The 26,331-nt window shown below is 61.6% G+C and carries 25 protein-coding genes, 1 pseudogene and 1 riboswitch; of the genes and pseudogenes, 9 read left to right on the forward strand and 17 right to left on the reverse strand.

The features are described from left to right. Positions 1 to 13 precede the first annotated feature (13 nt). The 5 genes and pseudogenes from AC02Y0_RS15900 to AC02Y0_RS15920 all read right to left on the reverse strand — a co-directional run bounded on the left by AC02Y0_RS15900 (position 14) and on the right by AC02Y0_RS15920 (position 4,990). Entirely contained in the window at positions 14 to 841 is an 828-nt protein-coding gene (locus AC02Y0_RS15900) for an urea amidolyase associated protein UAAP1 (RefSeq protein ID WP_476379837.1), read from the reverse strand. Positions 842 to 845: 4 nt separating this feature from the next. Continuing rightward, positions 846 to 1,668 (reverse strand): annotated as a pseudogene (locus AC02Y0_RS15905) (ABC transporter ATP-binding protein); the annotation flags it as partial. After that, entirely contained in the window at positions 1,665 to 2,483 is an 819-nt protein-coding gene (locus AC02Y0_RS15910; protein WP_476379838.1) for an ABC transporter permease, read from the reverse strand. The gene AC02Y0_RS15910 and the pseudogene AC02Y0_RS15905, both read right to left, overlap by 4 nt. Positions 2,484 to 2,555: 72 nt before the next feature. Next, positions 2,556 to 3,629 (reverse strand): putative urea ABC transporter substrate-binding protein, encoded by a 1,074-nt coding sequence (locus AC02Y0_RS15915; RefSeq protein WP_476379839.1) that lies wholly within the window; start codon positions 3,627 to 3,629, stop codon positions 2,556 to 2,558. 75 nt (positions 3,630 to 3,704) lie between these two features. Then, positions 3,705 to 3,812: riboswitch (guanidine-I (ykkC/yxkD leader) on the reverse strand. A gap of 278 nt (positions 3,813 to 4,090) precedes the next feature. Further along, positions 4,091 to 4,990, reverse strand: coding sequence for an SDR family oxidoreductase (locus AC02Y0_RS15920; RefSeq protein WP_476379840.1), 900 nt, complete (start codon positions 4,988 to 4,990; stop codon positions 4,091 to 4,093). Positions 4,991 to 5,118: 128 nt separating this feature from the next. On the opposite strand from AC02Y0_RS15920, the gene AC02Y0_RS15925 reads away from it, so the two are divergent. Together AC02Y0_RS15925 and AC02Y0_RS15930 are read left to right on the forward strand one after the other, a co-directional pair. Beyond that, entirely contained in the window at positions 5,119 to 5,580 is a 462-nt protein-coding gene (locus AC02Y0_RS15925; protein WP_476379841.1) for a winged helix-turn-helix transcriptional regulator, read from the forward strand. 94 nt (positions 5,581 to 5,674) lie between these two features. Beyond that, complete coding sequence (locus AC02Y0_RS15930) at positions 5,675 to 6,967, forward strand: TadE/TadG family type IV pilus assembly protein (RefSeq protein WP_476379842.1); 1,293 nt, start codon at positions 5,675 to 5,677, stop codon at positions 6,965 to 6,967. Positions 6,968 to 6,994: 27 nt separating this feature from the next. Here AC02Y0_RS15930 and AC02Y0_RS15935 read toward each other — a convergent pair whose 3' ends face one another. After that, positions 6,995 to 8,074: a PAS domain-containing protein gene (locus tag AC02Y0_RS15935; RefSeq protein WP_476379843.1), complete on the reverse strand. Its 1,080-nt coding sequence runs from the start codon at positions 8,072 to 8,074 to the stop codon at positions 6,995 to 6,997. A gap of 309 nt (positions 8,075 to 8,383) precedes the next feature. Between AC02Y0_RS15935 and AC02Y0_RS15940 the strand changes: the two genes are divergently transcribed. Then, entirely contained in the window at positions 8,384 to 8,551 is a 168-nt protein-coding gene (locus AC02Y0_RS15940) for a hypothetical protein (RefSeq protein ID WP_476379844.1), read from the forward strand. 15 nt (positions 8,552 to 8,566) lie between these two features. Here the strand turns inward: AC02Y0_RS15940 and AC02Y0_RS15945 are convergent, their stop codons facing one another. From AC02Y0_RS15945 to AC02Y0_RS15960, 4 genes are all read right to left on the reverse strand, one after another. Then, positions 8,567 to 9,481: a sugar kinase gene (locus AC02Y0_RS15945; RefSeq protein ID WP_476379845.1), complete on the reverse strand. Its 915-nt coding sequence runs from the start codon at positions 9,479 to 9,481 to the stop codon at positions 8,567 to 8,569. A gap of 31 nt (positions 9,482 to 9,512) precedes the next feature. Beyond that, positions 9,513 to 10,268: a 2-dehydro-3-deoxy-D-gluconate 5-dehydrogenase KduD gene (gene kduD / locus AC02Y0_RS15950; RefSeq protein WP_476379846.1), complete on the reverse strand. Its 756-nt coding sequence runs from the start codon at positions 10,266 to 10,268 to the stop codon at positions 9,513 to 9,515. Between the two features lie 36 nt (positions 10,269 to 10,304). Next, a complete protein-coding gene (locus AC02Y0_RS15955; protein WP_476379847.1) occupies positions 10,305 to 11,039 on the reverse strand; it encodes a GntR family transcriptional regulator in 735 nt (244 codons plus the stop codon). A 132-nt stretch (positions 11,040 to 11,171) separates the two neighbouring features. After that, positions 11,172 to 11,975, reverse strand: coding sequence for a class I SAM-dependent methyltransferase (locus AC02Y0_RS15960; RefSeq protein WP_476379848.1), 804 nt, complete (start codon positions 11,973 to 11,975; stop codon positions 11,172 to 11,174). A 125-nt stretch (positions 11,976 to 12,100) separates the two neighbouring features. On the opposite strand from AC02Y0_RS15960, the gene AC02Y0_RS15965 reads away from it, so the two are divergent. From AC02Y0_RS15965 to AC02Y0_RS15980, 4 genes are all read left to right on the forward strand, one after another. Beyond that, positions 12,101 to 13,231: an ABC transporter substrate-binding protein gene (locus AC02Y0_RS15965; RefSeq protein WP_476384057.1), complete on the forward strand. Its 1,131-nt coding sequence runs from the start codon at positions 12,101 to 12,103 to the stop codon at positions 13,229 to 13,231. A gap of 65 nt (positions 13,232 to 13,296) precedes the next feature. Continuing rightward, positions 13,297 to 14,430, forward strand: a complete 1,134-nt coding sequence (locus AC02Y0_RS15970; protein ID WP_476379850.1) for an ABC transporter substrate-binding protein — start codon at positions 13,297 to 13,299, stop codon at positions 14,428 to 14,430. Beyond that, the gene (locus tag AC02Y0_RS15975) at positions 14,430 to 15,497 is read left to right on the forward strand and encodes a FecCD family ABC transporter permease (protein ID WP_476379851.1); all 1,068 of its coding nucleotides are present in this window, start codon (positions 14,430 to 14,432) and stop codon (positions 15,495 to 15,497) included. Before AC02Y0_RS15970 ends, AC02Y0_RS15975 begins: the two co-directional genes overlap by 1 nt. Then, positions 15,491 to 16,243 (forward strand): ABC transporter ATP-binding protein, encoded by a 753-nt coding sequence (locus AC02Y0_RS15980; RefSeq protein ID WP_476379852.1) that lies wholly within the window; start codon positions 15,491 to 15,493, stop codon positions 16,241 to 16,243. Before AC02Y0_RS15975 ends, AC02Y0_RS15980 begins: the two co-directional genes overlap by 7 nt. A gap of 15 nt (positions 16,244 to 16,258) precedes the next feature. Here AC02Y0_RS15980 and AC02Y0_RS15985 read toward each other — a convergent pair whose 3' ends face one another. Together AC02Y0_RS15985 and AC02Y0_RS15990 are read right to left on the reverse strand one after the other, a co-directional pair. Next, positions 16,259 to 16,885: a DUF6198 family protein gene (locus AC02Y0_RS15985; protein WP_476379854.1), complete on the reverse strand. Its 627-nt coding sequence runs from the start codon at positions 16,883 to 16,885 to the stop codon at positions 16,259 to 16,261. A gap of 4 nt (positions 16,886 to 16,889) precedes the next feature. Continuing rightward, positions 16,890 to 18,062, reverse strand: a complete 1,173-nt coding sequence (locus AC02Y0_RS15990; protein ID WP_444559338.1) for an amino acid aminotransferase — start codon at positions 18,060 to 18,062, stop codon at positions 16,890 to 16,892. 162 nt (positions 18,063 to 18,224) lie between these two features. Here AC02Y0_RS15990 and AC02Y0_RS15995 point away from each other — a divergent pair, with 162 nt between their 5' ends. Then, positions 18,225 to 18,695 (forward strand): Lrp/AsnC family transcriptional regulator, encoded by a 471-nt coding sequence (locus AC02Y0_RS15995; protein ID WP_102019049.1) that lies wholly within the window; start codon positions 18,225 to 18,227, stop codon positions 18,693 to 18,695. 205 nt (positions 18,696 to 18,900) lie between these two features. Continuing rightward, positions 18,901 to 20,613, forward strand: coding sequence for an alpha/beta hydrolase (locus AC02Y0_RS16000; RefSeq protein WP_476379856.1), 1,713 nt, complete (start codon positions 18,901 to 18,903; stop codon positions 20,611 to 20,613). A gap of 51 nt (positions 20,614 to 20,664) precedes the next feature. Here the strand turns inward: AC02Y0_RS16000 and AC02Y0_RS16005 are convergent, their stop codons facing one another. The 5 genes from AC02Y0_RS16005 to AC02Y0_RS16025 all read right to left on the reverse strand — a co-directional run bounded on the left by AC02Y0_RS16005 (position 20,665) and on the right by AC02Y0_RS16025 (position 26,052). Beyond that, positions 20,665 to 21,516: a dipeptide ABC transporter ATP-binding protein gene (locus AC02Y0_RS16005; protein ID WP_476379857.1), complete on the reverse strand. Its 852-nt coding sequence runs from the start codon at positions 21,514 to 21,516 to the stop codon at positions 20,665 to 20,667. After that, positions 21,513 to 22,361: an ABC transporter ATP-binding protein gene (locus AC02Y0_RS16010; RefSeq protein ID WP_444559334.1), complete on the reverse strand. Its 849-nt coding sequence runs from the start codon at positions 22,359 to 22,361 to the stop codon at positions 21,513 to 21,515. The genes AC02Y0_RS16005 and AC02Y0_RS16010 overlap by 4 nt, the downstream gene beginning before the upstream one ends. A 2-nt stretch (positions 22,362 to 22,363) precedes the next feature. Beyond that, positions 22,364 to 23,272 (reverse strand): ABC transporter permease subunit, encoded by a 909-nt coding sequence (locus AC02Y0_RS16015; protein ID WP_102019045.1) that lies wholly within the window; start codon positions 23,270 to 23,272, stop codon positions 22,364 to 22,366. A 14-nt stretch (positions 23,273 to 23,286) separates the two neighbouring features. Then, on the reverse strand, positions 23,287 to 24,291 hold the full coding sequence (locus tag AC02Y0_RS16020; RefSeq protein WP_102019044.1) for an ABC transporter permease subunit: 1,005 nt from the start codon (positions 24,289 to 24,291) through the stop codon (positions 23,287 to 23,289). Between the two features lie 162 nt (positions 24,292 to 24,453). Beyond that, positions 24,454 to 26,052, reverse strand: a complete 1,599-nt coding sequence (locus AC02Y0_RS16025) for an ABC transporter substrate-binding protein (RefSeq protein WP_476379858.1) — start codon at positions 26,050 to 26,052, stop codon at positions 24,454 to 24,456. Between the last annotated feature and the right edge of the window lie 279 nt (positions 26,053 to 26,331).

Raw genomic sequence — 26,331 nt, forward strand, 5'->3', positions numbered from 1 at the left:
GTCGCCTCTCCTCTCACAGCGCCGCAAAAGCGTTGTTTTCAAAGCCACGGACGGCTTCTGCAGTCGCGGTCCGGCACAGATCATCCGCCGCTGGCTCGGTGGCCGCGACCCTGAGGATGCTGACGGGATTGGGGGCATAGACCGGGTTGGGATCGAGCGGATGCGGGCAATTGGAGAAGCCGACGATCATGTCCATCTCGGCGCGCAGATAGACATAGTCGCCCTCGGCAACGAGTTCCGGCTTCCACTCGAATTTGCCGTCGGCATTAACACGGACGGGTGCGAAGAGGGCGAGAGCCGTCGGAATGTCGCGCTTATCGAGGCCGGCCTTGGTGGCGATGAGCACGAAGTTGTCGCGGGTGTTGCGCAGCGCCGGACCATTCTGCCCGGCATATTTCTTTGCGTTCGAGGAGGCTGTCGAGCCGCCCATCAGCACGTCATGAGCACCGGAGCTGTCCTCGGTGATCGAGAACATGACCTTGCCCATGTCGGAGAAGATGACACGACCCTTTCCAAGCCCGGTGGTCCACTGCACCTTGACGGTATCAGGCAGGTTCATGCGCTCGGTCGGGTCCTCGGCATTCCAGGCGACGACCGATACGGTCGACAGACCTTCATCAAGCGCGATGCGCAGCGTCTCGCTGGCCTTGACGCGGGTCCACCAATACCAGCCGCCGGGCAGCTTCTCCTGGTGCACGATCTTGTCAGCAGCGATTGCGGGCGCAGGCTTTACGCTCTTACCCGGTAATGCCTTCGGTGCGAATTCCAGCCCCTTCTTCTGATGCTCCTCGTAGCGCGCCCGGTTGGCGGCGATCTCTTCGGGGGAACGTCGGATATGCATTGTCATCTCCAGTGGTTTCGTTGGCCGGGTCGTCCCGGCTATTGACCCTTTGAAGAGACCGGGCCGTCCCGGTCGGGGCGAAAGAGGGAGGCCTCGCCCGCCTTGCGGGGCGGCCAGATGGCGATGTCGCGGGTGATCGTCGCGCCGTAGCGGAGCTTTTCTTCGGGGCGGTCGCGGGGCCGCTCGAAGGCAACGACGCGGGTCGCAAGCGTGAAGGCCTCGCGCATGTCATGGGTGACCATGACCACGGTCATCGGCGCCTCGTGCCAGAGCTTTTTCATCAGCATATGGATCTCAGCCCGAATACCGGGATCGAGCGCGCCGAACGGTTCGTCGAGCAGCAGCACCTTAGGCCGCATGATCAGCGCCTGGGCGAGCGCCAGTCGCTGCTGCATGCCGCCGGAGAGTTGGGCCGGATACTTGTCCTCGGACCCGGCAAGCCCGACCGCCGCGATCATCGCGCGGGCTTCGTCCTCCACCGCGCGCTTCGCGGCACCGAACAGGCGGGCGGCGAAGCGCGAGGCTTTCAGCTCCTTGCCGAGCATGACATTGCCGAGCACGGTCAGATGCGGAAAAACGGAGTAGCGCTGGAAGACGACGCCGCGGTCCGGCCCTGGCTCTTTCGGCAGAGGGGTGCCATCGAGCAGGATCTCGCCCTTCGTCTGGCGCTCCTGGCCGAGCAGCAGGCGCAGGAAGGTCGACTTGCCGCAGCCGGAGGGCCCGACAAGCGCGACGAAGGCTCTGGATTCGATCTCGATCGAGACATTCTCGAGCACGATCTGGTCGCCATATTCCTTCCAGAGGTTCTTGACGGAGAGCGCGCTCATTTGCCCTTCTCCAGTTCGGACCAGGGGAAGACGGCGATGCGCAGGCGATCGAGCAGGATGTCGGTGAGGATCGCGAGCAGCGTGATCCAGAGCACATAGGGGAAGATGACGTCCATCGAGAGATAGCGACGCACCAGGAAGATGCGGTAGCCGAGGCCGCTGTCCGAGGAGATCGCTTCGGCGGCAATGAGGAAGAGCCAGGCGGGGCCGAGCTGCAGGCGGAGCGTGGTGATGAGGCGCGGCAGGATCTGCGGCAGCACGACGCGCAACGCGATCTGCCAGGACGAGGCCGAGAGGGTTTCGGCTTTGACGATCATTTCACGCGGCAGGGATGTCGCCGTCAGCGCCAGATCGCGGATCATGATCGGTGCGACACCGATGACGATCAGCGCAATCTTCGACGCCTCGCCGAGCCCCATGACGATGAAGAGGATTGGCAGGAGCGCCAGCGGCGGGACCATTGAGATGGCACCGACAAAGGGGGAGAGGGCTGCCCGTGCATAGGGCAGGATGCCGATGACGAGGCCGAGGAGCAGCGCGATCGCGGTGGCGATGCCAAGCCCGGCAAAGAGGCGCCCCAAGCTCGCCCAGGTGTCCGACCAGAGCAGGTATTCGCCGGTTCGGACGTCAGCCGTGAAGGCCATGCGGCTGATACCCTCCCAGAGGGCAGCGAAACCGGGCAGCAGCTTGTCGTTCGGGTTTTCAGCCAGCCGCTCCGCCGAGCCGATCATGTAGGCGCCAAGCACCAGCACGAAGGGCAGAAGCACGAGCGTCAGGCGCGCGCCATTTCCGGGATGAGCATTGATCCAGCGCATCGACCACTCCAGGATTTCAGGGAGGCGGGAGCCGCCCGGACGACAAGGTCAACCGGGCGGCATGGATCTGCCTCAGAGAGCGCCCTTGGCGGCCGCGTCCATGTAGGTGGTGGTGAAGCGGAACTTGACGTTCTCCTTGTCGCCAAGAACGGAGCCATCTGCCAGTTCGATACCGATGACATCGGCAGACGGCGCGCCGCTGCCAAGAAGGCCCTTGTCGAAGAGGAAGGTACGCACGAGATCCATGGTCTTGGACAGATCCGGCGAGGCGGTGAAGGCCACCGCATCAGCCGGCTTGTCGAAGAGCTTGGTGGCGGCCATCTGGGCTTCGAAGCCGGCGAGATCCGTTCCGGAAGCCGTTCCCATCGCGGTCCGGGCTGCCTTGCCCTCTTCGGTATCGGCGGTCATGACGACCATTGTGTCGTACCAGATGCCTGCCAGCGCCTTGCCGAAATCCGGGTTGTCCTTGAGCACGTCGGTATTGGCGACCATCAGGTCGATGATCTCGCCCGGGATCTGCGCGCTATCAAAGACCTTCTTGGCGGAGGCATCTTCGAGAATGGAGGAGACCAGCGGGTTCCAGGTGACGACCGCCGTCACATCAGACGTCTGGTAGGCGGCAACCATATCGGCATCCGAGGTGTTGACCACCTTCACGTCGCGCTCGGAGGAACCAATGCTTTCAAGCGCGCGGGCGAGCAGATAATGGGAGACCGAGAACTCGACAAGATTGACGTTCTGGCCCTTCACATCCTCGAGCTTGTCCTTGTCCTTCAGGATGAGGGCGTCATTGCCGTTCGAAAAGTCCCCGACGATGACGGCGGTCGTATCGACGCCACCGGCGGCAGGGATCGACAGGCCATCCATGTTGGTGAGCGTCACGGCGTCAAAGGCACCGGCGGTATACTGGTTCATCGATTCCACGTAGTCGTTGAACTGCGTGACCTCGATGTTGATGCCGTATTTTTCGGCCCACTTCTTCACGATGCCGGTGTCATTGGCATAGCCCCAGGGCATCCAGCCGACATAGATCGACCAGGCGACCTTGAAATCCTTTTTCGGCGCGGCCTCGGCCGGTGCCATCTGGCTGAGGGCGAGCGCGCCGGCCAGGGCGGTGATCGACAGGAGTGTCTTGACAGTCTGCATGTAGAAATTCCCCTTTTGCGTCTTCGAAAAGGGATCGGCATGGACCATCGCGCCGCCAATCCCTTGGCTTACGAGGTCTCCCGGGCTTTTGTCCCGCCGTGCACCCGATGGGATGTCTCTCCATCGGGAGCCGCTCTCGGACCAGCCACGCCCTGCGGCGCCGGAACCCTAGCGGCTAACTCTGCCGGTAGAGGAGCAAGGGGCGTGCCAAGTCTGCTTCTGGCTCCAGACACGGCAAAACCGGCTCTCCAGCCGGTTCTGATCATCGCCGATGCATGTGTTGAAGGCAGCCATGCCTGAGAAAGAGGCAGAACGAACGTTTGCGCCAATCAGGAGGTTTTCGCAGACAATACTCGATTCATGCGAAAACCGCCCGTCCAGGGGGGACGAGCGGTCCTCGGTCATGCCACGTGTGGGATATGACATGTCCGGATCGGCCCGGCGGAGGCCGATAGGGAATGTCAGGCGACCATGGATTTGAAAGCGCCGGACTGGCTCTCGACCCATGCCTCGAAGCTCTGGGGTTCAACGCCCGTCAATGCCTTGAAGTCACCGGTGATGTGGGCGAGGCCCCCGTGCCCGATCATGGTATCGACCGACGCGAAAACGCGTGCCACGGGTTCCGGCAGGCCTGCACCGACCATGCCCTGGACGAGCCCCTCGACCGGGACATCGATGACCGCGATTTCCTTGCCGGCGGCGGCGGAGATCAGCGAAGCCATTTCGCGATGCGTGTAGGACGTGGATCCCGTCAGCGTGTAGACTTTCTTCTCGCTGCCGGCTGCAACGAGTGCTGCGGCGATGGCACGCGCGATATCATCGCGCAGGATGTGGGCAACCTTGCCTTCGCCGGCCGCCGAGTACCAGTGGCCCGAGGCGAGTGCCGGACCGGCGCTCATCATCACGTTTTCGAAGTACCAGTTGTTGCGCAGGATCGTCCAGGCCGGCAGCGCGCTCGCCTCGATGGCAGCTTCGGTGCCTTCATGGTCGGGTGCGAAGAGCAGCGGCGAATTCTTGGGCTCGGGCATCGAGGTGTAGAGCAGATGTTGGACGCCAGCCTTCTCGGCAGCGGCGACAGCTGCACGATGCTGCGCCAGACGGTGGCCTGGGCGATCGAGCGTGTCCGTGCTGATGATCAGCACGCGCTGAGCGTCTGCGAAAGCGGTCTGCATTGACGCTGCATCATCGAAATCCACGCGACGCGTCTGGACGCCCTTGGCGGCGAGATCTGCCAGTTGCTCAGGCTTGCGGCTTGCTGCGATGATATCGGAGGCCGTGACGCCTTCCGTGGCCAGGAGGTGATGAAGAACGCGCTGGCCGAGCTGGCCGGATGCGCCGGTGACGAGATACTTGGCTGTCATGTCAGGTCCGTTCGATGTGCCCATGAATTTTAGGGCTGGTTTAAATTTCAGAGTAGGTCTAAATTGCAGATCAACATTCTGCCGTAAAGTAGGCAGTTTTTTAGAACCAGGTTCTGAGGACGATACCCATGACCGCACATGCCAAGACACAGCCCGATTTCACAGCGGCGATCGGAACGGCGATGGCCATGATGAGAGAACCGATCAATACGGTGTTCGACGCGGCGAACTGCCCGGTGCGCGATGTCTTCTCTCACATAGGCGACAAGTGGGCGTCGCTCATCCTGCAAACACTCGGCTTGAAGCCGCATCGCTTCGGGGAGTTGAAGCGGGCGATACCCGACATCTCGCAGGCGATGCTGACCGGCACGCTGAGAAGCCTGCAGCGTGATGGGCTTGTCCACCGCGAGGTGTTTCCGACACAGCCGCCGAGCGTCGAGTACCGACTAACGGAACTTGGACAATCCTTGCTGGGGCCGGTTGCAACGCTCGTCGTGTGGACGGCAGAACACCACGGACGCATTCGCGAAGCGCGCGCCAACTACGATGCGGAGAACCCGCCTGCGAAGAAAAAGGTGACGGCAGCCTGAGCGAACAGGGCCGATAGCATTTCCGTAACCATGCCGATGAACGGAATCGACACAAGACGCCTCTAAATTACCCATGACTTTATGGGGGTAATTTATGCTAGGGCGTTTTTTCCGTGACCGCAGCGGCAACTTTGGTGTGATGACGGCGCTGATGCTGGTGCCTGTTATCGGGGTTGCCGGTTTTGCGATCGATATCAGCAATGCACTGATGGTGCGAAGCACGCTGCAGGCTGCCGCCGATGCGGCGGCGATTGCTGCCGTCGCGGAAACCTCTGCAGGTGTCATGCAGGCCATGCAGATGAAGTCTGATGGGCAATTGTCCGCGGCCATCGAGGACGCCAAGAAGGTGTTCATCGGCCATGCCAAGATGTCTGAAGAGTACGAGCTCAAGAACTTCGATGTGGATGTGGTGAAAACCGGCACGCAGGTGAAGGCGATCTTCACCTTCGATGCGACGGTTCCCACATCGCTTGCCCGCATCCTTGGCCAGTCCGATGTCACCGTTGGCGGCAGGGCGGAGGCCGTCTTCCAGACGGATACGTTCCGCGATTTCTACCTTCTTCTCGACAACACGCCATCCATGGGCGTCGGGGCCACCCCGGCCGACGTGACAAAGATGGTCGACAACACGAGGGACAAGTGCGCCTTCGCCTGCCATATCGTCAAAGATGGCGTGGAGGACAAGAACAGCTACTACTACCTCGCCAAGAGGCTTGGCGTCACCATCCGCATCGATGTCGTGGCCAAGGCAACCGCGGCCTTGATGGAGACGGCAAAGAGCTCGCGCAAGAGCTCCAACCAGTACCGCATGGCGGTCTATACCTTCGGCGAGAAGGCCGAGGACACCAAGCTTCTTCAGGTCGCGTCCCTCACCGACAATCTCGACCAGGTTAAGGCGAGCGCATCCGGGATTGGGCTCATGTCGATCCCGTACCAGGGATATGACAACGACCAGCAGACCGATTTCGACCGGGCGCTGAAGAACATCGGCGAGCTTATGGGGACGGCAGGAACCGGCTCGTCGGCCGGCAATCCGGAGAAGATCCTTTTCTTCGTCTCCGACGGCGTGGGTGATGCCTACAAGCCCAGCAGCTGCACCAAGAAGACGACGAACGGGCGCTGTCAGGAGCCGATCGACACCACGCAATGCGAGGCGTTGAAGAGCAAGGGCTACCGGATCGCCGTTCTTTACACCACCTATCTGCCGCTGCCGACCAATGATTGGTACAACAAGTGGATCAGCCCGTTCCAGAGCCAGATCCCGACACGCATGCAATCCTGTGCATCGCCGGGGCTGTTCTTCGAAGTCAGCCCGAGCCAGGGGATCACCGAGGCGATGAACGCGCTCTTCCTCAAGATCGTGACGACACCGCGCCTTGCGAGCTGAGCGTCGCCGGCCAGTTCATGCGAATGATCAGGCTGGGCCCATCGAAATGCCATTGCCATCCGAGAAGATCAGGCCGTGGCGTTCGAGCGCCTGGCGGATCGCCGAAAGCGAGGTGGGGCGCGTGGAGCGCTCCCCTTCACCCTCGATACGGCGGATCGAGGAGACGGACACGCCGGATTCCCGGGAGAGATCGTCCAGCGTCCATTGCAGCATGGCGCGACCGGCACGGATCTGCATCGGCGTGAGCGTTGCGCCGACGGCGGGTTTTCCATTCGCCAGTCTCTTGAACTCGCGGTGGTCGATGATCATGCCCAGCCACTCGTGCGGGCGGCCGCTCTTGTGCAGGATCGGAACTGCGCGGGCGTGAAACCACTCATACTCGCCATCGGCCTTGCGTATCCGCTGGTCGGCCTCATAGGGCGTGAGATTGGCCACGGCATATTGCCAAGCCGCCATCATCGGCTCCCGATCGTCCGGATGAATGGCGCTTAGCCAGTTGCCGTTCAAAAACTCGGATTCCCGCTGGCCCGTCAGTGCCGTCCAACCATTCGAAAACACGGGTTCGCCGCTGGCAGTTGCCCGCCATTCCATGGTCGCGACGGCGCCGATTAGCGCCCGGTAACGCCCGAGGCTCTCATCCAGCGCCTGGCTGTTCTCATGCTCCTGCGAGACATCCTGCAGCAAGCCGATGGCCCGCACGGGGCGCTGGTCGGCATCGAGCACGACTTCCGAACGAAACTCGACCCAGCGGACCGTTCGATCGCCACGAATGATCCGGAAATTGCGGTTGACCGGCACGCCTGAACGAATGAGGGGCCAGAGGTCCTCGCAGCGCGATCTGTCTTCGGGGTGAACCTGATCGAGAAGATCCTGCATCCGGAAGGGTTGCGGCGTCTCCAGGCCCATCACTCGCAGGAGCCCCGGGCTGCTCGTGCATTGCCCCGTGAGGAGATCGCAGGTCCAAAATCCGGTGGTGCCGCGCTCTTCCAGCAGTTTCAGGAAGTGAGCCGATGAGACGCCGGAAACTCTGCGAGCCGTCGCATACAGATCCCCATCCTGGCCTTGGTTCGCTTCAGCCTGGGCGGAAGGTTCAAGAAAGCTTCTCATGTCAGTCTAGTCGCGTCCATCATGCCGTCTGCGAAGGGCTATCGACGTCTGGGCCGTAACGCCTTCTTCGCCTGCCAAAGAACGCTAACGGCGCCGGGGGCGGTCGACAAGTGCCAATTGACACATTGGTATTAGACAGGCGCAACCCTGCGGCAAGTCAACACAGCTGGCGTCTGCGAGGGCGTGTAGCGCCGTCGAATTGTTCTTGATGCAGAGAACGGTGGCGGCCGATTGAGCAGACTTGTCGCGGCCCCGCGATCGTGGCAGGAAGCTGATGAAGCGCCCGAAAGCAGCATGAGAGAAACCTGAATGTCGAACGTCATCAAATTCGAGCGTCCACCCGAGGAAAAGCCGCCGAAGCCGAGAATGACGGTCTCGCCGACGGCCCGGAAAGCCCTCACCTGGGTCGGCATCGCCGCAGCACTCGTGGCAGCCTGGGGCTATTTCACGCTGTTTGGCGGTGGAGCCCCGATCTGACGCATCGTTGGGCCATTACGACGGCCTGACTGCGTCCGGGACCAACGCGCCGCGCGCGCCGATGACGTTCGCTGCCAATCTCGCCCCGGCCGCAATCGCATCCTTGACCGACCCGCCGGCGAGTTCAGCAGCCAGATAGCCCGCATTAAAGCTGTCGCCAGCCGCCGTCGTGTCGACGATGTGCTCGACGGGCGGGACGGCAGATGTGGATATTTCGCCATTGCTGCCCGAATAGGTCACGTCACCCGCCCCATTCTTCACAACCACTCGCCGCGCACCCTCTGCCAGATAGCGTTTGATCGTGGATTGAGGATCGGCATCGCCGAACCAGGTCGCCTCATCTTCGAAGGAGGGAAGGCAAAGGTCACTGACTGCCGCCGCACGGTGGATCCAGCCGCGCATGCTCTCCGGATTATCCCAAAGCCGCGGCCGCAGATTGGGATCGAATACGACTGTGCCCCCGCGACCAGCGAACTGGCTCAAAGCCTCGATCAGGGCGAGGCGATCCTGGTTTGACAGGATGGCCAGCGTGATGCCGGACCAGTAGGCCAGATCGGCCCCGTCCAGTGCGCGGGCAAGGGCTGCGGGATCGCTCGCAAGCTTCTTCGCGGCGCTGTCGCTCCGCCAATAAGTGAAGCTGCGCTCACCGTCCTTCAGGGTGATGTAATAAAGGCCGATCGTCTTGTCGGCGAGCTGGGCGATATGGTGGGTACCGATATCTTCGGCCTTCAGAAATTCCAGCATACGCTGAGAGAGACCGTCGGTACCGACGGCGGTGACATAATCCACCTGCCAATCCGGCCCCAGGCTGCGGCGCAGATAATAGGCCGTATTCAGCGTGTCACCGGCAAAGCCCATATTGAGGGTTCCGGGCGTGCCGGTTTCCGACAGCTCCCCCATGCATTCGCCAATCGATACGATCCGTCCCATGCCTTCCCCCCTCCTGTCCTTCTGATTCTGCTTAACGCGCCAGCCAGCCGCCGTCGACGGGCAGGATCGTGCCATGAACATATGCAGCTGCATCCGATGCCAGGAAGACGGCCGCGCCGCCGAGCTCCTGCGGGTCTCCCCAGCGGCCGGCGGGGATGCGCGCGAGGATATCGCTCGAGCGCTTGGCATCCTCGCGCAGGGCCGTCGTGTTGTTCGTGACAAAATAGCCTGGGGCAATCGCGTTCACATTGATGCCCTTGCCTGCCCATTCGCAGGCAAGCAGCCGGGTCAAACCCGCAAGGCCACTCTTGGAGGCGGTGTAGGACGGAATCCGGATGCCGCCCTGGAAGGAGAGCATGGATGCGATGTTGATGATCTTGCCTTGGCCGTTCGGGATCATGCGCTTCGCCACGGCCTGGGACAGGAAGAACGCGGTCTTGAGATTGACGTCCATGACCGCATCCCAATCCGCCTCGGTGAAATCGATGGCATCGGCACGGCGGATGATGCCGGCATTGTTGACCAGGATGTCCACGGATCCGAACGCGTCGGCAGCAGCGTCAACAATGGCGTCAACGGGCTCGATCGTCGAGAGATCGGCGGAGAAGGACGCGAAGCGCCCACCGACATCAGCGATCTGCGCCTCCGTTTCAGCCATGCTTGATCGACCCACGCCGAGAACAGCCGCTCCGGCGCTTGCCAGCGACACGGCAATGGCCTGACCGATGCCGGTATTGGCACCGGTGACGATGGCCGTGCGGCCGGAAAGGTCGAAGTTTGGCTTCATGGTGCAACTCCCGGAATATGTCGCAAGGTGTGCGCTCTAGAGGTCGAGAAAGAGGTTGGGGTCGAGGTGCTCGATGTCTTCAAGCTCCTCGGTGAGGCGTCCGACATGCTGGGTCATCGCCAGAACGGCCGCACCGTCATCCCGGCGACGGATGCCGTCGATGATCGCCGCATGCTCGGCGATCACGATGCCAAGGCGGCCCTTCTGCGGCAGGGTGAAATAGCGATAGCGGTCGATCTGGACCTTGACCTGCGCGACGACTGCCCAGATCCCGGGATAGCCGGCGATCTCGGCGATCAGCTGATGGAATTCGGTATCGATCTGATGGAAGCCCGCAATGTCGTTGGCTTCAGCCGCCTTCACCAGGGATGCCTGGTTGTCCTCAAGCTCCGATAGCCGATCATTCTCTTTCATCGCAACGATTGCGAGAGACACCGTGGTTGCCTCGAGCGCCCGGCGGATGAGGATCGCCTCGTAAAGCGCCCGGCGCGGGATGCGGGACACAAAGGTTCCCGACTGGGGATAGATCTCCACCAAGCCCTCGTCCGCCAGGCGAAGAAGAGCCTCGCGCACCGGCGTGCGGCTAACGCCGAAGCGTTGCCCGAGCTGTTTTTCATTCAGCATGTCGAGCGGCTTGAATTTCATGCAGACGATTTCGTCCCGCAATGTCGCATGGATTTGCGTCGCAGCTCTGCCGGCGCGGGTCCTGCCGCGCTGGTGCTCTGCCGGAACCGCCCTGGTTTTCAAGCCTCTGACATTCTGTTCCGACATGCGTCCTCCCGCAACTGAGATACTAGTATATCAGTTGCGGGCGTGTGTAAATCCACGCGCTGGCAGGCACCTGCGACCACGCCGGGGCGACCATGAAAATCTACCGTCGGTCAAAGGCACCCAAGGTTCCGATCACTTCTCCGCGCAGATCGCGTAGCGGTGCTGCGTGCCGCGCTCCAGTCCCTTGAAGAAAGAGAAGTTCTTGCGTTGGGCTTTATGGATCGCCCGCATGTCCTGATCGATCGTGACCTTGGAGAAGCCGGCTTCCTTGAGCAGATCTGCGACCGCATCGGCATGGGCACCGCCGGAGAAATGCACCCGGGACAGGATCCGGTTGTGGGTCTCTGCCATATCGGCATTGGGCGCGCCATGCATGGCATCGCGGGCAAGGCCAATACGGCTTGCGAACCTCGTCGCTGCCTTGAGCAAGCGGGTGAGCCTGGACGTGTTGACGAAGTCGCCGTCGACGATCAACAGCTTGCCGCCCGTCTTCAACACGCGGTGCCATTCCCGGAAGCAAGCGAGAGGATCGACGAGCGTCCAGACAAGGTGGCGATTGGTGATCACATCATAGGAGCCATCCGCCTCCATCGTGCGCTCAGCGTCGCCCATGAGAAAGCGGATATTTCGGCCGCGAGCCACAGCCTTCATACGCGCCCGCTCAAGCATGGGCTCCGCCCAATCGAGGCCAGTCACCTTGAAGCCAAGGTCGTCGAGCAGATGGGAAATGACGGCCGTGCCACAGGCGAGATCGAGGGCCGCTCGCGATTTTCCTTCTCCCAAATGCTTGCGGAACAGGGCGTGCCAGGCAGCCCTCTCCTCTTCGGAAAAGATCTCATGACCTGGCTGGGTGTCGAATGTCTCGGCGCGGAGCGACCAGTAGGCTTTGATTTCGTCGCGAAGGTCATGGTTGGAAAGGGAGCTAACGGCCTGCATTTTCGTGTTCTTTCGGATCGGGGCGGAGAGGCTGGAACACTTCTAAAAGATAATTCTTGACTGTTAAAGTCATAAAAATCTAGATCACGTCATAATCACAAGCAGGAGAACTGATCGTGTTCAAAATGGAGAAGGTGGCGTCCGCCGCCGCGATTTCGCTCGCCCTTTTTTCAGGCGTCGCGCTGGCCGGCGAGACGGTGAAAATCAAGGACATCACCGGTCGTGAAGTCGAAGTGAGCGTTCCGGTAGAACGCGTCATCCTGGGTGAAGGTCGCCAGATCTATTTCACCGCAGCGCTCGATACCGACAATCCCTTCGGCCGCGTCATCGGCTGGCGCGACGACTTCAAGAAGGCCGATCTCGACGGCTACAACATCTATCTGAAGAAGTATCCGGAGATGGAGAAGATCCCGACCTTCGGCGGGATGAAGGACGGTACCTTCGACATCGAGCAGGCGGTGGCGCTGAAGCCTGACGTCATCATCATGAACACGGAAGCGAAGTCGGCGACCGAGGAAAGCGGCTATATCGAAAAGCTGGCTGCCGTCGGCATTCCGCTCGTCTATATCGACTTCCGCGAGAAGCCGATGGAGAACACCGACGATTCCATGCGGATCATCGGCAAGCTGTTCGGCGAGGAAGAGCGCGCCGAGGAATTCGTGAAGTTCCATGACGAACAGATCGCCAAGGTCACCGACGTTCTGGCCAAGCAGTCTGACCTGAAGAAGCCTGTCGTCTTCATGGAACGCGCCGGTGGCTATTCCGACGATTGCTGCATGTCCTTCGGCAACGAGAACTTCGGCAAGATGGTCGAACTCGCCGGCGGCGTGAACATGGCCAAGGACTTCATTCCGGGCACCTTCGGCACCGTCAATCCTGAGCAGATCATCGCCTCCAATCCCGACCAGGTCATCGTGACCGGTTCCAACTGGGAGCTTTACGTTCCGGGCGGCAAGTGGATCGGCGTGGGTCCGGGCGCTGACAAGGCAGAGGCTGAACGCAAGCTCTCCGAACTGATGAAGCGCCCCGGATTTACTGACATCAAGGCGGTGAAGGACGGAAACGTCCATGCCATCTGGCACCAGTTCTACAATAGCCCCTACCAGTTCGTTGCCGTCCAGCAGATCGCCAAGTGGCTGCACCCGGATCTCTTCAAGGATCTCGATGCGGACGCCACCTTCAAGGAAATGCATGAGCGCTTCCTGCCGGTCGAATACAAGCCGGGCTACTTCGCCTCGCTGAAGGCCGGATCCTGACCGACCAAGCGACCGGTACCCCTTCAACGAGTGGGTGCCGGTCCTCTTTCGAGGATTACATTTTGATGCTGACCAAGTTTTTCGGGGCGTTGATCGCCCTTTCGACCGTTCTGGTATCGCCTCTGCTGGCGGCAGAAATCACCGATATTGCGGGCCGCAAGGTGGAGATCAACCTGCCGGCCAAGCGCGTGCTGGTCGGCGAAGCCAGGCAGATCCATACAATCGCGGCGCTGACAGGCGAGCACCTGCTCGATCATATCGTCGGATGGCGCGACGACTTCTTCACCAAGGATCCCGACAGTTACGAGGCCTATGTGGAGCGCTTTTCCGCGCTCGCCACACTCCCGCGCTTCGGTTATGTGCCCAACAACACCTTCGACCTTGAAGCTGCGATTGCGCTTAGCCCCGACGTGATCACGCTCAATCTGGAATCCCAGAAGGTGGCCGTCGAGAGCGGCATCGAGGAGAAGGCCGCCGCCGCCGGTATTGCCATCGTCTATGTCGATTTTCGCGTCGATGCGGCGAAGAACAGCGAAAACAGCATCCGCATCCTTGGCCAGGTCTTTGGCGCCGAAGACAGGGCCAGCGAGCTGATTGCCTACCGTCGCGAGCAGCTGGCGCGGGTCACCGATCGGCTGGCGACGGTCGCAGATCTCGTCCGCCCCAAGGTCTTCATCGAGCGGGCGCCGGGGAATGATGCGGAGAACGGTTGCTGCCGCAGCTTCGGCCCCTTCAATTTTGGCGAGATGGTCGAGCAGGCAGGCGGACACAACATCGCTGCCGACGTGATCAAGACCACTTTCGGTGATCTCAATCTCGAGAAACTGATCATCGAAAATCCGGATGTCTACATCGCTACCGGGTCGAACTGGGCAGCCGAGTCCAAGACGAACCGTTTCGTGCATGTCGGTCGCGGCGCCGATCCAGCAGCTGCACGCGAGAAGCTGAAGTCCCTGATGGAACGCACAGGCTTTGCCGAACTGAAGGCGGTGAAGACCGGCAATGTGCATGCCGTCTGGCATCAGTTCTACGGCGTGCCCTACGAGTTCGTGGCAGTCCAGCAGTTTGCCAAATGGTTCCACCCGGATCTCTTCGCCGACCTGGATCCGGACCAGACCTTCCGCGACTTCCACGAAAAGTTCCTGCCGGTCTCCTACCAGCCGGGCTACTTCGCCAGCCTGGTCGAGGAGACAAACTGATGGCGGTCACCCTCGAAGGCACAGACATGACAGAGGGACGCACGCGTTACCGTGCTATCGCCGCGCGCCGTACAGGCATCCTCTGCTTACTCGTCCTGGCCTTGCTGGTCAGCATCGCCGTCGACATGGCTTATGGTCCGGCGCGCTATAGCCTTTCCGAGGTCATCTCGACCATCTGGAACCCGGCTGGCGCCAGCAACCAGCTGCGCGTGGTCATCTGGGACATCCGGATGCCAATCGCGCTGATGGCCGTGACGGTCGGTGCCTGCCTGTCCTTGGCCGGCGCGCAGATGCAGACGATTCTCGCCAATCCACTGGCAAGCCCGTTCACACTGGGCATCTCGGCCGCCGCCGGTTTTGGAGCAGCCCTTGGCCTCGTCGCCGGCGTCGCGGTCTTCCCCGCCGCCGTGCAATATATGGTGCCGATCAATGCGTTCCTGATGGCCATGCTCGCCTCGCTGTTCATCTACAGCGTCTCGACGCTGCGCGGCGTGACGGTCGAGACGATCGTGCTGCTTGGCATCGCGCTCGTTTTCACCTTCAACGCGCTTCTGTCGCTGCTCGAATATCTGGCCTCCGAACAGGCGCTGGCCGCCGTTGTCTTCTGGACCATGGGCTCGCTCACCAAGGCGACCTGGGCCAAGGTGGCGGTGACATTTGCCGTGCTGGTGCTCTGCGTACCGCTCTTTGCCCGTCGCGCCTGGGCGCTGACGGCGCTTCGCCTCGGTGACGACAAGGCGGCTTCCTTCGGCGTCAACGTCAAGGGCTTGCGGCTTGAGACCATGATGCTCGTCAGCCTCCTGGCGGCGATCCCCGTTTCCTTCGTCGGCACCATCGGCTTCATCGGACTTGTCGGTCCGCATATCGCCCGCATGCTGGTCGGTGAGGACCAGCGCTTCTTCCTGCCCGGTTCGGTGATTTGCGGCGCGCTGCTTCTGTCCGTCACTTCGGTTGTCTCGAAGATGCTGATCCCCGGTGCCATCCTGCCGATCGGCGTGATCACGGCACTGGTCGGCGTGCCCTTCTTCTTCTCCCTCATCTTCACCAACAGGAGGCGCGCATGGTAGCCCTCAGGCTCGAAGCAGTCGGCGCACAGTATGGCCGGCACCGGGTGTTTTCCGAGATCACGACCTCGGACATCGCAGGTGGGGCACTCACCGCCGTGATCGGCCCCAATGCGGCGGGGAAGTCCACCCTGTTCAAGCGCATTGCCGGATTGTTGAAGGGCGACGGCGTCGTGCATGTGAGCGGCGAGGAGAGCCTGCGGCCGATCTGTTACATGCCGCAGGACACCGGCGCGAATGCCGTGCTCACCGTCTATGAGAGCGTGCTGCTCGCTTCCAAGCAGGGTTCCGGCTGGAAGGTCGCCGATGATGAGCTGCTCGAGATCGACCGGATCCTGCACGCGCTTCGCATCACTGATCTCGCTTTTCGCGACCTTGGCGAATTGTCGGGAGGCCAGCGGCAGCTGGTGGCAATCGCCCAGGCCCTGGTGCGCAAGCCGGAAATTCTGCTGATGGACGAGCCGACTTCAGCGCTCGATCTCTTCCGCCAGATCGAGGTGTTGCAGTTCATGCGCAAGCTCGCGGAGGAAAGTGGGATCGCCGTCCTCATCGCTCTCCACGACCTGAACCATGCGATGCGCTATTGCGATCAGTCGCTGGTGGTGGCGGATGGCCGGCTGATCGCGAGCGGGTCGACCACCGAGGTGATCACCCCTGCCCTGCTTCGAGACGTCTACCACGTCGACGCCCGCATCGAAGCCTGCACGCAAGGGCGCCCACTCGTCATCGTGGACGCAGCACTGGCATGAACCTGAAGCGGGCTCTCAGCTGAGCCCCATGTAACGGCCGGGCTTGTGGTTGATCGCCAGGATCAGGTTGGCGATCGCCGCGCCGAGGACCGAAAGCGCCAAGCGATCGGCAGGTAGCACGAAGAAGGCTATGGCGAGGATCGTCAGATCCACGCCGAGCTGGAAGTAACCGGCGCGCAGCCCCGTCTTTTCCTGCAGATACATGGCGAGGATGTTGATGCCGCCGAGGCCGGTGCGGTGGCGGAAGAGCATCAGCAAACCCGTGCCGATCAGCCCGCCGCCGATGACGGTGGCATAGAGCGGATCGAGATGGGAAAAGTCGATCCACTGGCTGTTCAGCTTCGATAGCACGGACACGAGCGCGACGGCCGTGAAGGTGCGGAGCGTGAAGGCCCAGCCCATGCGCTTTACCGCAAGGATGTAAAACGGCAGGTTGACGATGAAGAAGATGATGCCGAAACCCAAGCCGCTGACATAGGACAGGAGCAGCGCGAGGCCGGCACTCGAGCCGACCGTCAGCATGGTCTCGGTGTAGATCAGCGTGCCGAGCGATACTAACATCGTGCCCGAGATCATCGCAAGCACGTCTTCGTAGAGGCGATGGCGCTCAGCGCCCGCCTGGTTCACGGTGGTGGTCGTCATGATCTCAGCCCAGAAGCGGTTTCAGCACATTGGCAACGCGCGGGATGTCAGCGCTTTTCAGGCCCGCAATGTTGATGCGCCCGGAAGTCGGCATGTAGATGCCGTGATGCTTGCGCAATGACAGGACATCGGCCTCCTTGAGAGGCAGCAGCGAGAACATACCCTGCTGTTCGGCGATCTGCGGCGCCAGCTGCCAGCCGTCCCCGAGTGCTGCCGCCAGCTCGCGGCGCAGGCCGTTCAAGCGGTCGCGCATGCTGTTCAGCTCGTCGATCCAATCCTGGCGAAGGCTCTCCGTCGACAGGATCGTGCGGACGACGGCGGCGCCATGGTCAGGCGGCATGGAGTAGCTGGTGCGGGCCATGGTCACGAGATTGGAGCGGGCAGTATCGGCCGCTTCCTGGGTCTCGGCGACGGCGAAGATCGCGCCCGTACGCTCGCGGTAGATGCCGAAAGACTTGGAGCAGGAGACGGCGATCAGCGCTTCAGGTGCGGCCGCAATGATCGTGCGCAGGCCGGCGACGTCTTCCTCGATACCGACGCCGAAGCCCTGATAGGCGGAATCGATCAACGGTATGAGACGCCGCTCCGCAATCACGGCGGCAAGTTCATCCCATTGTGCCGCGGTGAGGGCAGCACCGGTCGGGTTGTGGCAGCTTGCATGGATAAGCACAGCATCGCCACGGGGCGCGCTGCTGAGCGCCTTCATCATGCTGGCAAAACGCACATCCTGGGTCGGCACATCGAAGTAGGGATAAGTTTCGACTGCAAGGCCAGTCGCACCGAAAATGCCGGCATGGTTCGGCCAGCTTGGCAGGCCAAGATGCAGGCGACCGCTGCCTGCGCGTGCAATGAGGTCCGAAGCGAGGCGCAGCGCGCCGGAGCCGCCGGGCGTCTGTACACCGGCTGCAAACTTGCCATGACCCTTGCCGCCAACGAGATCCCAGAGCAGCTCAAGAAACACCCGGTCGCCTTCCGGCGCGACGTAGGACTTACTTTCCTGTTTCTCCAGGAGTTCCTTCTCCGCAGCCTTGACCGAGCGCATCACCGGCGTGCGGCCGAGATCGTCGCGATATACGCCGACGCCAAGGTCGATCTTGTCGCTGCGTTCATCGGCATTGTAGAGCCCGATCAGGGCAAGCAGCGGGTCATTGGGCTGGGAGGCGAGCTTGTCGAACATCGGGAACCTTCATCGGAGAGCGATTGTGCTCGAAGATATCAATAATTGCGCGCAAAGTCTCTGCGGATTTCGGCATCGGGCAGATGCCAATGCTTAGGTTATTGCGGCTATCCATTAAAATGCGATAGAAATTTGCGCGTAACCGCTCAAATGAGAGAGATGATGGAAGCCGGCGCTATCACTTTGGACAAGATCGATCGCAGGATCATTGCCTGCCTGCTCGACGACGCGAGCCTGAACAATGCGGAGCTGTCGGAGAAGGTAGGCCTTACAGCTGCACCACTGTCACGACGCCTCGCACGGCTCTATTCAAGTGGCATCATTCGCCAGGCTGTGATCATCGAGCCTTCGCGCGTGGGGCTCGGTTTGCAGGCCTATGTGGAAATCACCCTCGACCGTACCACGCCTCAGGTCGGCGAGCGCTTTATCGAGCATGTCGGCAAGCTGTCGGAAGTTGTCGAAATTCATGCGGTGGCGGGAGATTTCGATTTTCTGCTGAAGATCTCCGTGCGTGACATGGCCGACTTCAAGCGGCTGATCTGGCAGGAATTCGATCGGCTGGCGGAGATCAAGACCATCCGGTCTACCATGGTGTTCGACAGCCCGAAGATCTCGCATGGCTACCTGCCCTGAAGGAACGCAACGCCGTGATCTGGCGGCGTTGAGATACGAATTTCCGCTCGGGCTTTGCTAATGTGTTAAGGGGTTTTGTCCATGGTGAGCGCTGGTACGAGCGCGCTCGTTTCTGACATCAGACCCCATGGTAGCCTCCTTGACGCAATCTGACCTCGCACGCGGAAATCCAGGCCTCTTGCACGGCACCGGACTATCTCCTGCCATGGCGGTGACGATGGACGGCGTGATGGCACATCTGCACCATGCGTCGGGTTCGACTGGGATCGTGTTCTGCTCGCCCTGGGGCTTCGATGCGCTGTGTACGGTCAAGTTTCACCGGCTGATCGCAGACGACCTCGCCCGCCGGGGATTTCCCTCCATCCGGTTCGACTATCCCGGCGAAGGCGATTCACTGCCGGTCGACGAGGGAGCGACTTTTGCGACCTGGGTCAACGCCGCAGTCCGAGCAGCAGCGGAATTGCGCAGGCGGACAGGCTGCACGCAGATCCTCTACTACGGCATGGGCATCGGTGCTGCGGTCGCGCTCCAGGCCGGACGGCAAGACGAGAGACTGGCCGGCTATATGCTTGCGGCCTCTGCCCTCAGCGGACGGCGCTATCTTCGCGAGGTGGCACTTCGGGAAAAGGTCATCGAGGACGGTATCGGCATCGACTTCGGTTATCCGCCGGGCTCGACCGTTCTGGCCTCCTTTATCATGGACCCTCGACTGGCGGCCGACCTGAAGGCCTTCACTGTGGCCGCCGATACCGTTTCGCCCAACCTGCCTGTGCTCGTTCTGGCCAGGCCGGAAAATGCGGCCGACAGGGATCTCGCGGAGGCGCTGGGCGCTGCCGGAGCTTCCGTCACCTGCACGGATTTCATCGGCTATGGCGCCATGCTGGACGGGGTCGTCACATCGCCGATGCCGATGACGCTCATCGAGACGATCGGCGACTGGACCAGCCGCACCATACCGTCCGAGGCCGTCTCCGGAGCTTCCGATACGGTGGAGACTGAGCCTCCAGTGCTCAGCACAGCCTCATTTCGTGAGCGGGCGGAGATCGTCGATCCACGTCTCTTCGGTGTCTTGTGCCAGCCTGCCTCCAGCACCGAAAGTGCCGTGATCATTCTGCTCAACATGGCCTATGCGCCGCATAACGGCTGGGGCAACATCTGGGTCGACACCGCACGGACGCTCGCGCATCAGGGCGTTGCCACGTTCCGGGTCGATCTCTCCAATATCGGCGAAAGCCCCGCCGACCCGCGCGAGCCCGATCAGGTCGTCTATTCCGAGACGCAATTGAACGACGTGCAGGCCGTCATCCGCCATGTCCGCAGCATGAGCAAGGCACCGATCCTTCTCGTCGGCATTTGCAGCGGGGCGCATTCGGCTCTGTATGCCGGGGCTGCCAATTCGGAGGTGGCGGGCATCGTCTCGATCAACCAGCTGCGGCTCGTGCTCGATCCCGATGAGGACGTGGAATCGCTGTTGATGGCAGGCGCGCGGCCGCTCAGCGACTACAAGCGACGCGCCTTCAGCCTCGGCACCTACAAACGTGTTCTGAGCGGTGATGTGGACGTTCCCAAGGCGGCTCGAAATATTGCCAGCCACGCCAAGGACAGGCTTTCGCGCGGGGTCTCCCCCTATCTCGGAGGACTGACCAAACTCGGACGCTTGCGCGGCCAGTTGTTCGGCATCCTGAGGCGACTGGAGGAGCGGAAGGTTCCGGTCACCTTCATCTCATGCCGCACCGATGGCAGCCTCGACCAGCAACAGCTCTATTTCGGCAAATCGCTATCCGGGCAGCGTGCCTTTCAGGGCTTGAAGCATATTCTCTTGGAAAACGCCGACCATACGCTGAGCCCACCCGCCATCCGTCGGCAGCTCATCGACATCCTCGCCGAGGCGGCGGTAGAGTCGTCAAGGCGGGGTTGATGGCGAGAGGGAGTCGTCTCGAAAACGCTCCCTCCGGCCTTTTCATTTCAGTCAGCCGGCTACGACCAGCTTGCGCTTTGCCATGCGGGCGCGGATCGATTCCACGTCTGCACGCGGCGTCGCGGTGAACAGCGTGCGGGTGTATTCGTGCTGCGGGTCGGAGAAGACCGCATCGCGCGTGCCGTATTCGACCGCCTCGCCGTAATACATCACCATCACCTCGTCGGCGATGTAGCGAACGACCGAGAGGTCGTGGCTGATGAAGACGTATGTCAGACCAAACTCTTCCTGCAGGTCGGCGAGCAGGTTGAGCACCTGGGCCTGGACCGAGAGGTCGAGTGCAGACACCGGCTCGTCGAGGACCAGCAACTTCGGGTTCAGCATCAAGGCACGGGCGATCGCGATGCGCTGACGCTGGCCGCCGGAGAACATGTGCGGATAGCGGTTGTAGTGCTCCGGACCAAGGCCAACCTTGATCAGCATTTCGGTTGCCCGTTCGCGCCGTTCGGCAGCGCTCATCTTGGTGTTGATGAGAAGCGGCTCGCCGAGCACGTCACCGATCTTCTGGCGCGGGTTGAGCGAGCCATAGGGGTTCTGGAAGACGATCTGCACCTTCTGGCGCATGTCGGCTGTCAGGTGGCCCGGACGGGTATCCACCTTCTGGCCATCGATCAGCAGTTCACCTGCCGTCGGTTCGTCGATGAAGGTCAGGATGCGGGCAAGGGTCGACTTGCCGCAGCCGCTTTCGCCGACGATGGCGAGCGTCTTGCCCTTGTCGAGCTTGAAAGAGACGCCCTTCACCGCATGGACGATCTTGTCCTGCTTGAACATGCCCTGCGGCACGCTGTAGTCGCGCTTGATGTCCCGGATCTCGAGCATCGGGGTTTGGGTTGCGGCGGTCATGCGGCACCTCCCGTTTCAGCGGCGGCCAGGAAGTCGGAGACCGTGGTCAGGCGGTCGCCGGTGGCGTTTTCCGGAAGTGCGGAAAGCAGCGCGCGGGTGTAGGGGTTCTTCGGGTTTTCGAAGAGCGAGAGCACGTCGGCTTCCTCCATCTTCTTGCCCTTATACTGGACGATGACGCGGTCGGCGGTCTCGGCCACCACGCCCATGTCGTGGGTGATCATGATGAGGCCCATGCCGGTCTCGGCCTGGAGCTTCATCAAGAGATCGAGGATCTGCTTCTGGATCGTCACGTCGAGCGCGGTGGTCGGCTCGTCGGCGATCAGTAGCTTCGGATTGCAGGCGATCGCGATGGCGATCATCACGCGCTGGCACTGGCCACCCGACATCTGGTGCGGGAAGTGGTTGAGGCGCTCCGCCGGATCGGGCAGGCCGACCAGCTTGAAAAGCTCGATGGCGCGCTCGTGTCGCTCCTTCTTGCCGAGGCCCATGTGCAGGCGCAGGACTTCCTCGATCTGGAAGCCGACGGTGAAGCAAGGATTGAGGCTTGCGACCGGCTCCTGGAAGATCATGGCGACATCCTTGCCGATCAGCTTGCGCCGTTCGGCGGCCGAGATCTTCTGGATGTCGCGGCCCTGGAATTCCATCTTGTCGGCGGTAATCTTCGCAGTCCAGGGCAGAAGGCCCATGACGGCGAGCATGGCAACCGACTTGCCGGAGCCGCTTTCGCCGACGATGGCGAGAACTTCGCCCGGCTCGACCGACAGCGAGACGCCGTCGACCGCCTTGAACCAACCGCTGGCCGTCTCGAACTGGACGGTGAGGTTCTGGATATCGAGAAGTGCCATGATCAGGACCTCTTCAGCTTGGGATCAAGCGCATCGCGCAGGCCGTCACCCATGAGGTTGATGGCGAGCACGGTGATCAGGATGGCAAGACCCGGGAAGGTGACAACCCACCAGGCGCGCAGGATGAATTCGCGCGCTTCGGCGAGCATCGTGCCCCACTCCGGAGCCGGCGGCTGGGCGCCCATCCCGAGGAAGCCGAGAGCGGCTGCGTCAAGGATCGCGTTGGAGAAGGACAGCGTCGCCTGTACGATCAGCGGTGCCATGCAATTCGGCAGGATCGTCTTGAACATCAGGCGAAGCGGGCTTGCACCGGCAAGCCGTGCCGCCGTCACATAGTCACGCGTCTTTTCCGACATCACTGCAGCGCGGGTCAGGCGGACGAAATGCGGCTGCAGGACGAGCGCGATTGCGATCATGCCGTTTGTGAGGCCTGGTCCCAGGATCGCGACGAGCACAAGTGCCAGCAGCAGCGACGGGAAGGCCAGGATGATGTCCATCAGGCGCATGATCGCCGTGTCGAGCCAGCCACCGTAGTAACCGGCAATGACGCCGATCGCGATGCCAGTCGTCAGCGACAGCGTGGTGACGAAGACGCCGATGAAGAGCGAGTACTGGGACCCGTAGATCAGGCGCGAGAGAATGTCGCGGCCGACCGGATCGGTGCCGAGCACGAAGCTCCAATTGCCGCCCTCGAGCCAGGCCGGCGGAAGCAGAACGGCTTCACGATACTGCTCGAATGGCGAATGGGGTGCGATCACGTCGGCAAAGACGGCGATCAGCACGAGGGCGACGAAGACGACGAGGCCGATCACGGCACCGCGGTTTTCGGAGAAGTAGAACCAGAATTCGGCCAGCATCTGGCGGCGCATCTGAGCGCTCGAAACCGGCTGGCTGGTTGGTGTCTCTGCCATGGGACTTTATCCTTCTAGTGGCGGATGCGCGGGTTGATCAGGCCGTAGAGCAGGTCAACGATGAGGTTCACGACCATGATAATGCCGGCGATCAGGAGGAGGCCTCCCTGGATGACCGGGTAGTCACGGCGGAACACACTGTCGACCATCCACTTGCCGATGCCCGGCCAGGAGAAGATCGTCTCGGTGAGGATGGCACCTGCGAGCATGACGCCGATCTGCAGACCGATCGTGGTGATGACCGGGATCATGGCGTTGCGCAGTGCATGCAGACCGACGACGCGGAAGGGCGAAAGGCCCTTGGCCCGTGCTGTGCGGATATAGTCTTCCGACAGCACCTCGAGCATGGCCGAGCGGGTCTGGCGCGCGATGACGGCGAGCGGGATGGTGGCCAGCACGATCGAGGGCAGGATTAGGTGGCTGACGGCCGAGCCGAAGGCGCCCTTCTGACCCGACAGCAGGCTGTCGATCAGCATGAAGCCCGTGACCGGGGGGAAGAAGAACATCAGCGAGATACGGCCCGATACCGGTGTCCATTGCAGGATGCCGGAGAACAGGATCATCAAGAGAAGGCCCCACCAGAAGATCGGCATGGAGTAGCCGACGAGCGCAATGCCCATCATGGTCTGGTCGAAGACGGAGCCGCGCTTGATGGCAGCGATGATGCCGGCGGGAACGCCGATCGCGACGGCCAGCAGGATCGCACAGAGCGACAATTCAACGGTGGCCGGAAACAGCGCGAAGAACTGGTCGATGATCGGGCTCTTCGAGACGATCGAAGTGCCGAAGTCACCGGTCAGGACGCCGCCGAGATAATCGAAATACTGGACCACGAGCGGACGGTCGAGGCCGAGCTGGGCGCTGATCTGCGCATGGCGCTCGGGCGACATGACGCGCTCGCCAGACAGCAGCGCGACCGGATCGCCCGGCAGAAGCCGGATGAAGGCGAAGGCAATGATCGAGACGCCGATAAAGGTCGGGATCAAGACGGCGAGCCGTCGCAGGAGAAAGCCAAACATGTGTGAGACCTGTTGTTTAAGGGAGGTCGAACCGCGGCACCAAGGCCGTCTGTGGTTACCCGAAATGCTTCACCTGAGCTTTCGAGCATGACGCGAGATTGGTCTTGCATCAACGACAAACGCCGCGGGCCAAGGCCCGCGGCGAAAGATTGCGTGTTTCGATTACTCGGCGATGTCGACGTTTTCGAAGGTGAAGTCGCCAAGCGGGCTCTGAACGAAGCCAGAGACTTCCTTGCGCATCGGGACGATCGAGAGCGAATGGTCGATCGTGGCCCAGGGTGCTTCGCGCTTGAAGACGACCTGTGCTTCTTCGTAGAGCTTGGCGCGCTCGGCCTGGTCAGAGGTGACCTTGGCCTTCTTCACCAGGGCGTTGAACTCCTCGTTGCACCACTGAGCACGGTTGTTGCCGCCAACGGCTTCGCAGCCGAGCAGCGTGTCGAGGAAGTTGTCCGGGTCGCCGTTGTCGCCGGTCCAGCCGAGCATGACGGCGCCGTCACGATCCTTGGCCTTCGAACGGTCGAGGTATTCGGCCCACTCGTAGGAAACGATCTCGACGGTGACGCCGATCTTGGCGAAGTCGTCCTGCATGATTTCAGCGGCGCGACGTGCGTTCAGCATGTACGGACGCGAAACCGGCATGGCCCAGATCTTCATCGACAGACCGGTAACGCCGGCTGCTTCGAGTTCCTTCTTGGCAGCATCCAGATCGTATGCATCGTCCTGGGTCGCCTGGTTGTAGGACCACATCGTCGGCGGGATCGGGTTCTTAGCCGGTGTCGCCATGCCCTGGAATACGGCGTCGACGATGGCTTCCTTGTTGATCGCCTTGTTCAGAGCCTTGCGGACTTCCGGCTTGTCGAACGGAGCCTGGGTCGTGTTGTAGGCGAGGTAAGCCACGTTCAGGCCTTCCTGCTCCATAACCGTCAGAGCCGGGTCGGACTTCATGGTCTCAACGTCGGCAGCGTTCGGGAACGGCATCAGGTGGCATTCGCCAGCCTTGAGCTTCTGGTAACGAACGGCGGCGTCCGTGGTGATCGCGAAGACGAGATCGTCGATCTTCGGTGCGCCACCCCAGTAGTCGGCGTTCTTCTTGTAGCGGATGACGGCGTCCTGCTGGTAGCCGACGAAGGAGAACGGACCCGTGCCGACCGGCATCTGGTTCAGCTGTTCCTTCTTGCCTTCAGCTTCGAGCTTGTCTGCATATTCCTTCGACACGATCGATGCGAACGGCATTGCGAGGTTTGCGAGGAACGGCGCTTCCGGCTTGTTGAGCGTGATCTTGACCGTCATGTCGTCGACCTTTTCGATCGACTTGATCAGTTCCGGGAAGCCCATGCCTGCGGCATATTCCCAGGAGGAGCCAGCAACATACTGGTTCCACGGATGATCAGCCTTCAACTGACGCTCCAGCGAGAACACGACGTCGTCAGCGTTGAATTCGCGCGACGGGGTGAAGAACTCGGTGGTGTGGAACTTGACGCCCGAACGCAGCTTGAAGGTATATTCGGTGCCTTCAGCGTTGACTTCGTAGCTCTCGGCCAGGCCGGCTTCAGCTTCGGTCGTGCCAGGCTTGAATTCCATCAGGCGGCTGTAGATCGGATGCGCAGAGGCATCGAAGGTGGTGCCGGCGGTGTACATGCCGGGGTCGAAGCCCTCAGGCGAACCTTCCGAGCAGTAGACAAAGGTCTTGGCGCTGGCAGCGCCCGACAGGAAGGTGGCCGCGGCAAGTGCTGCGGCGGCAAGTGCGAACTTGGTTTTCATGAGCAGTCTCCCAAAGGCGAAAGGCAGATGCCTTCGCCGGTTCTTTTGGTCCCGCGGCGCGTGGATCGCGCCCGTGTTTTGAGAAGGTCGGGTTTCAACCGGTCTTCCGGCGATCGAAGGACGGCAGTCGCGCGTCGTAAACTGACAAGCGGCAAAGACCATCCATCTGATCACTGACGCAGTGTCTTATCGCCTTCGGAAACGTTGTAAAGAGAGATTCGGCTCAATTCCGTCACAGAATTGGTCTGGTTTTCGCCACAATGGCTTCGATGCAGTGCG

This window comes from Allorhizobium sp. nf9_anc, assembly GCF_056323085.1.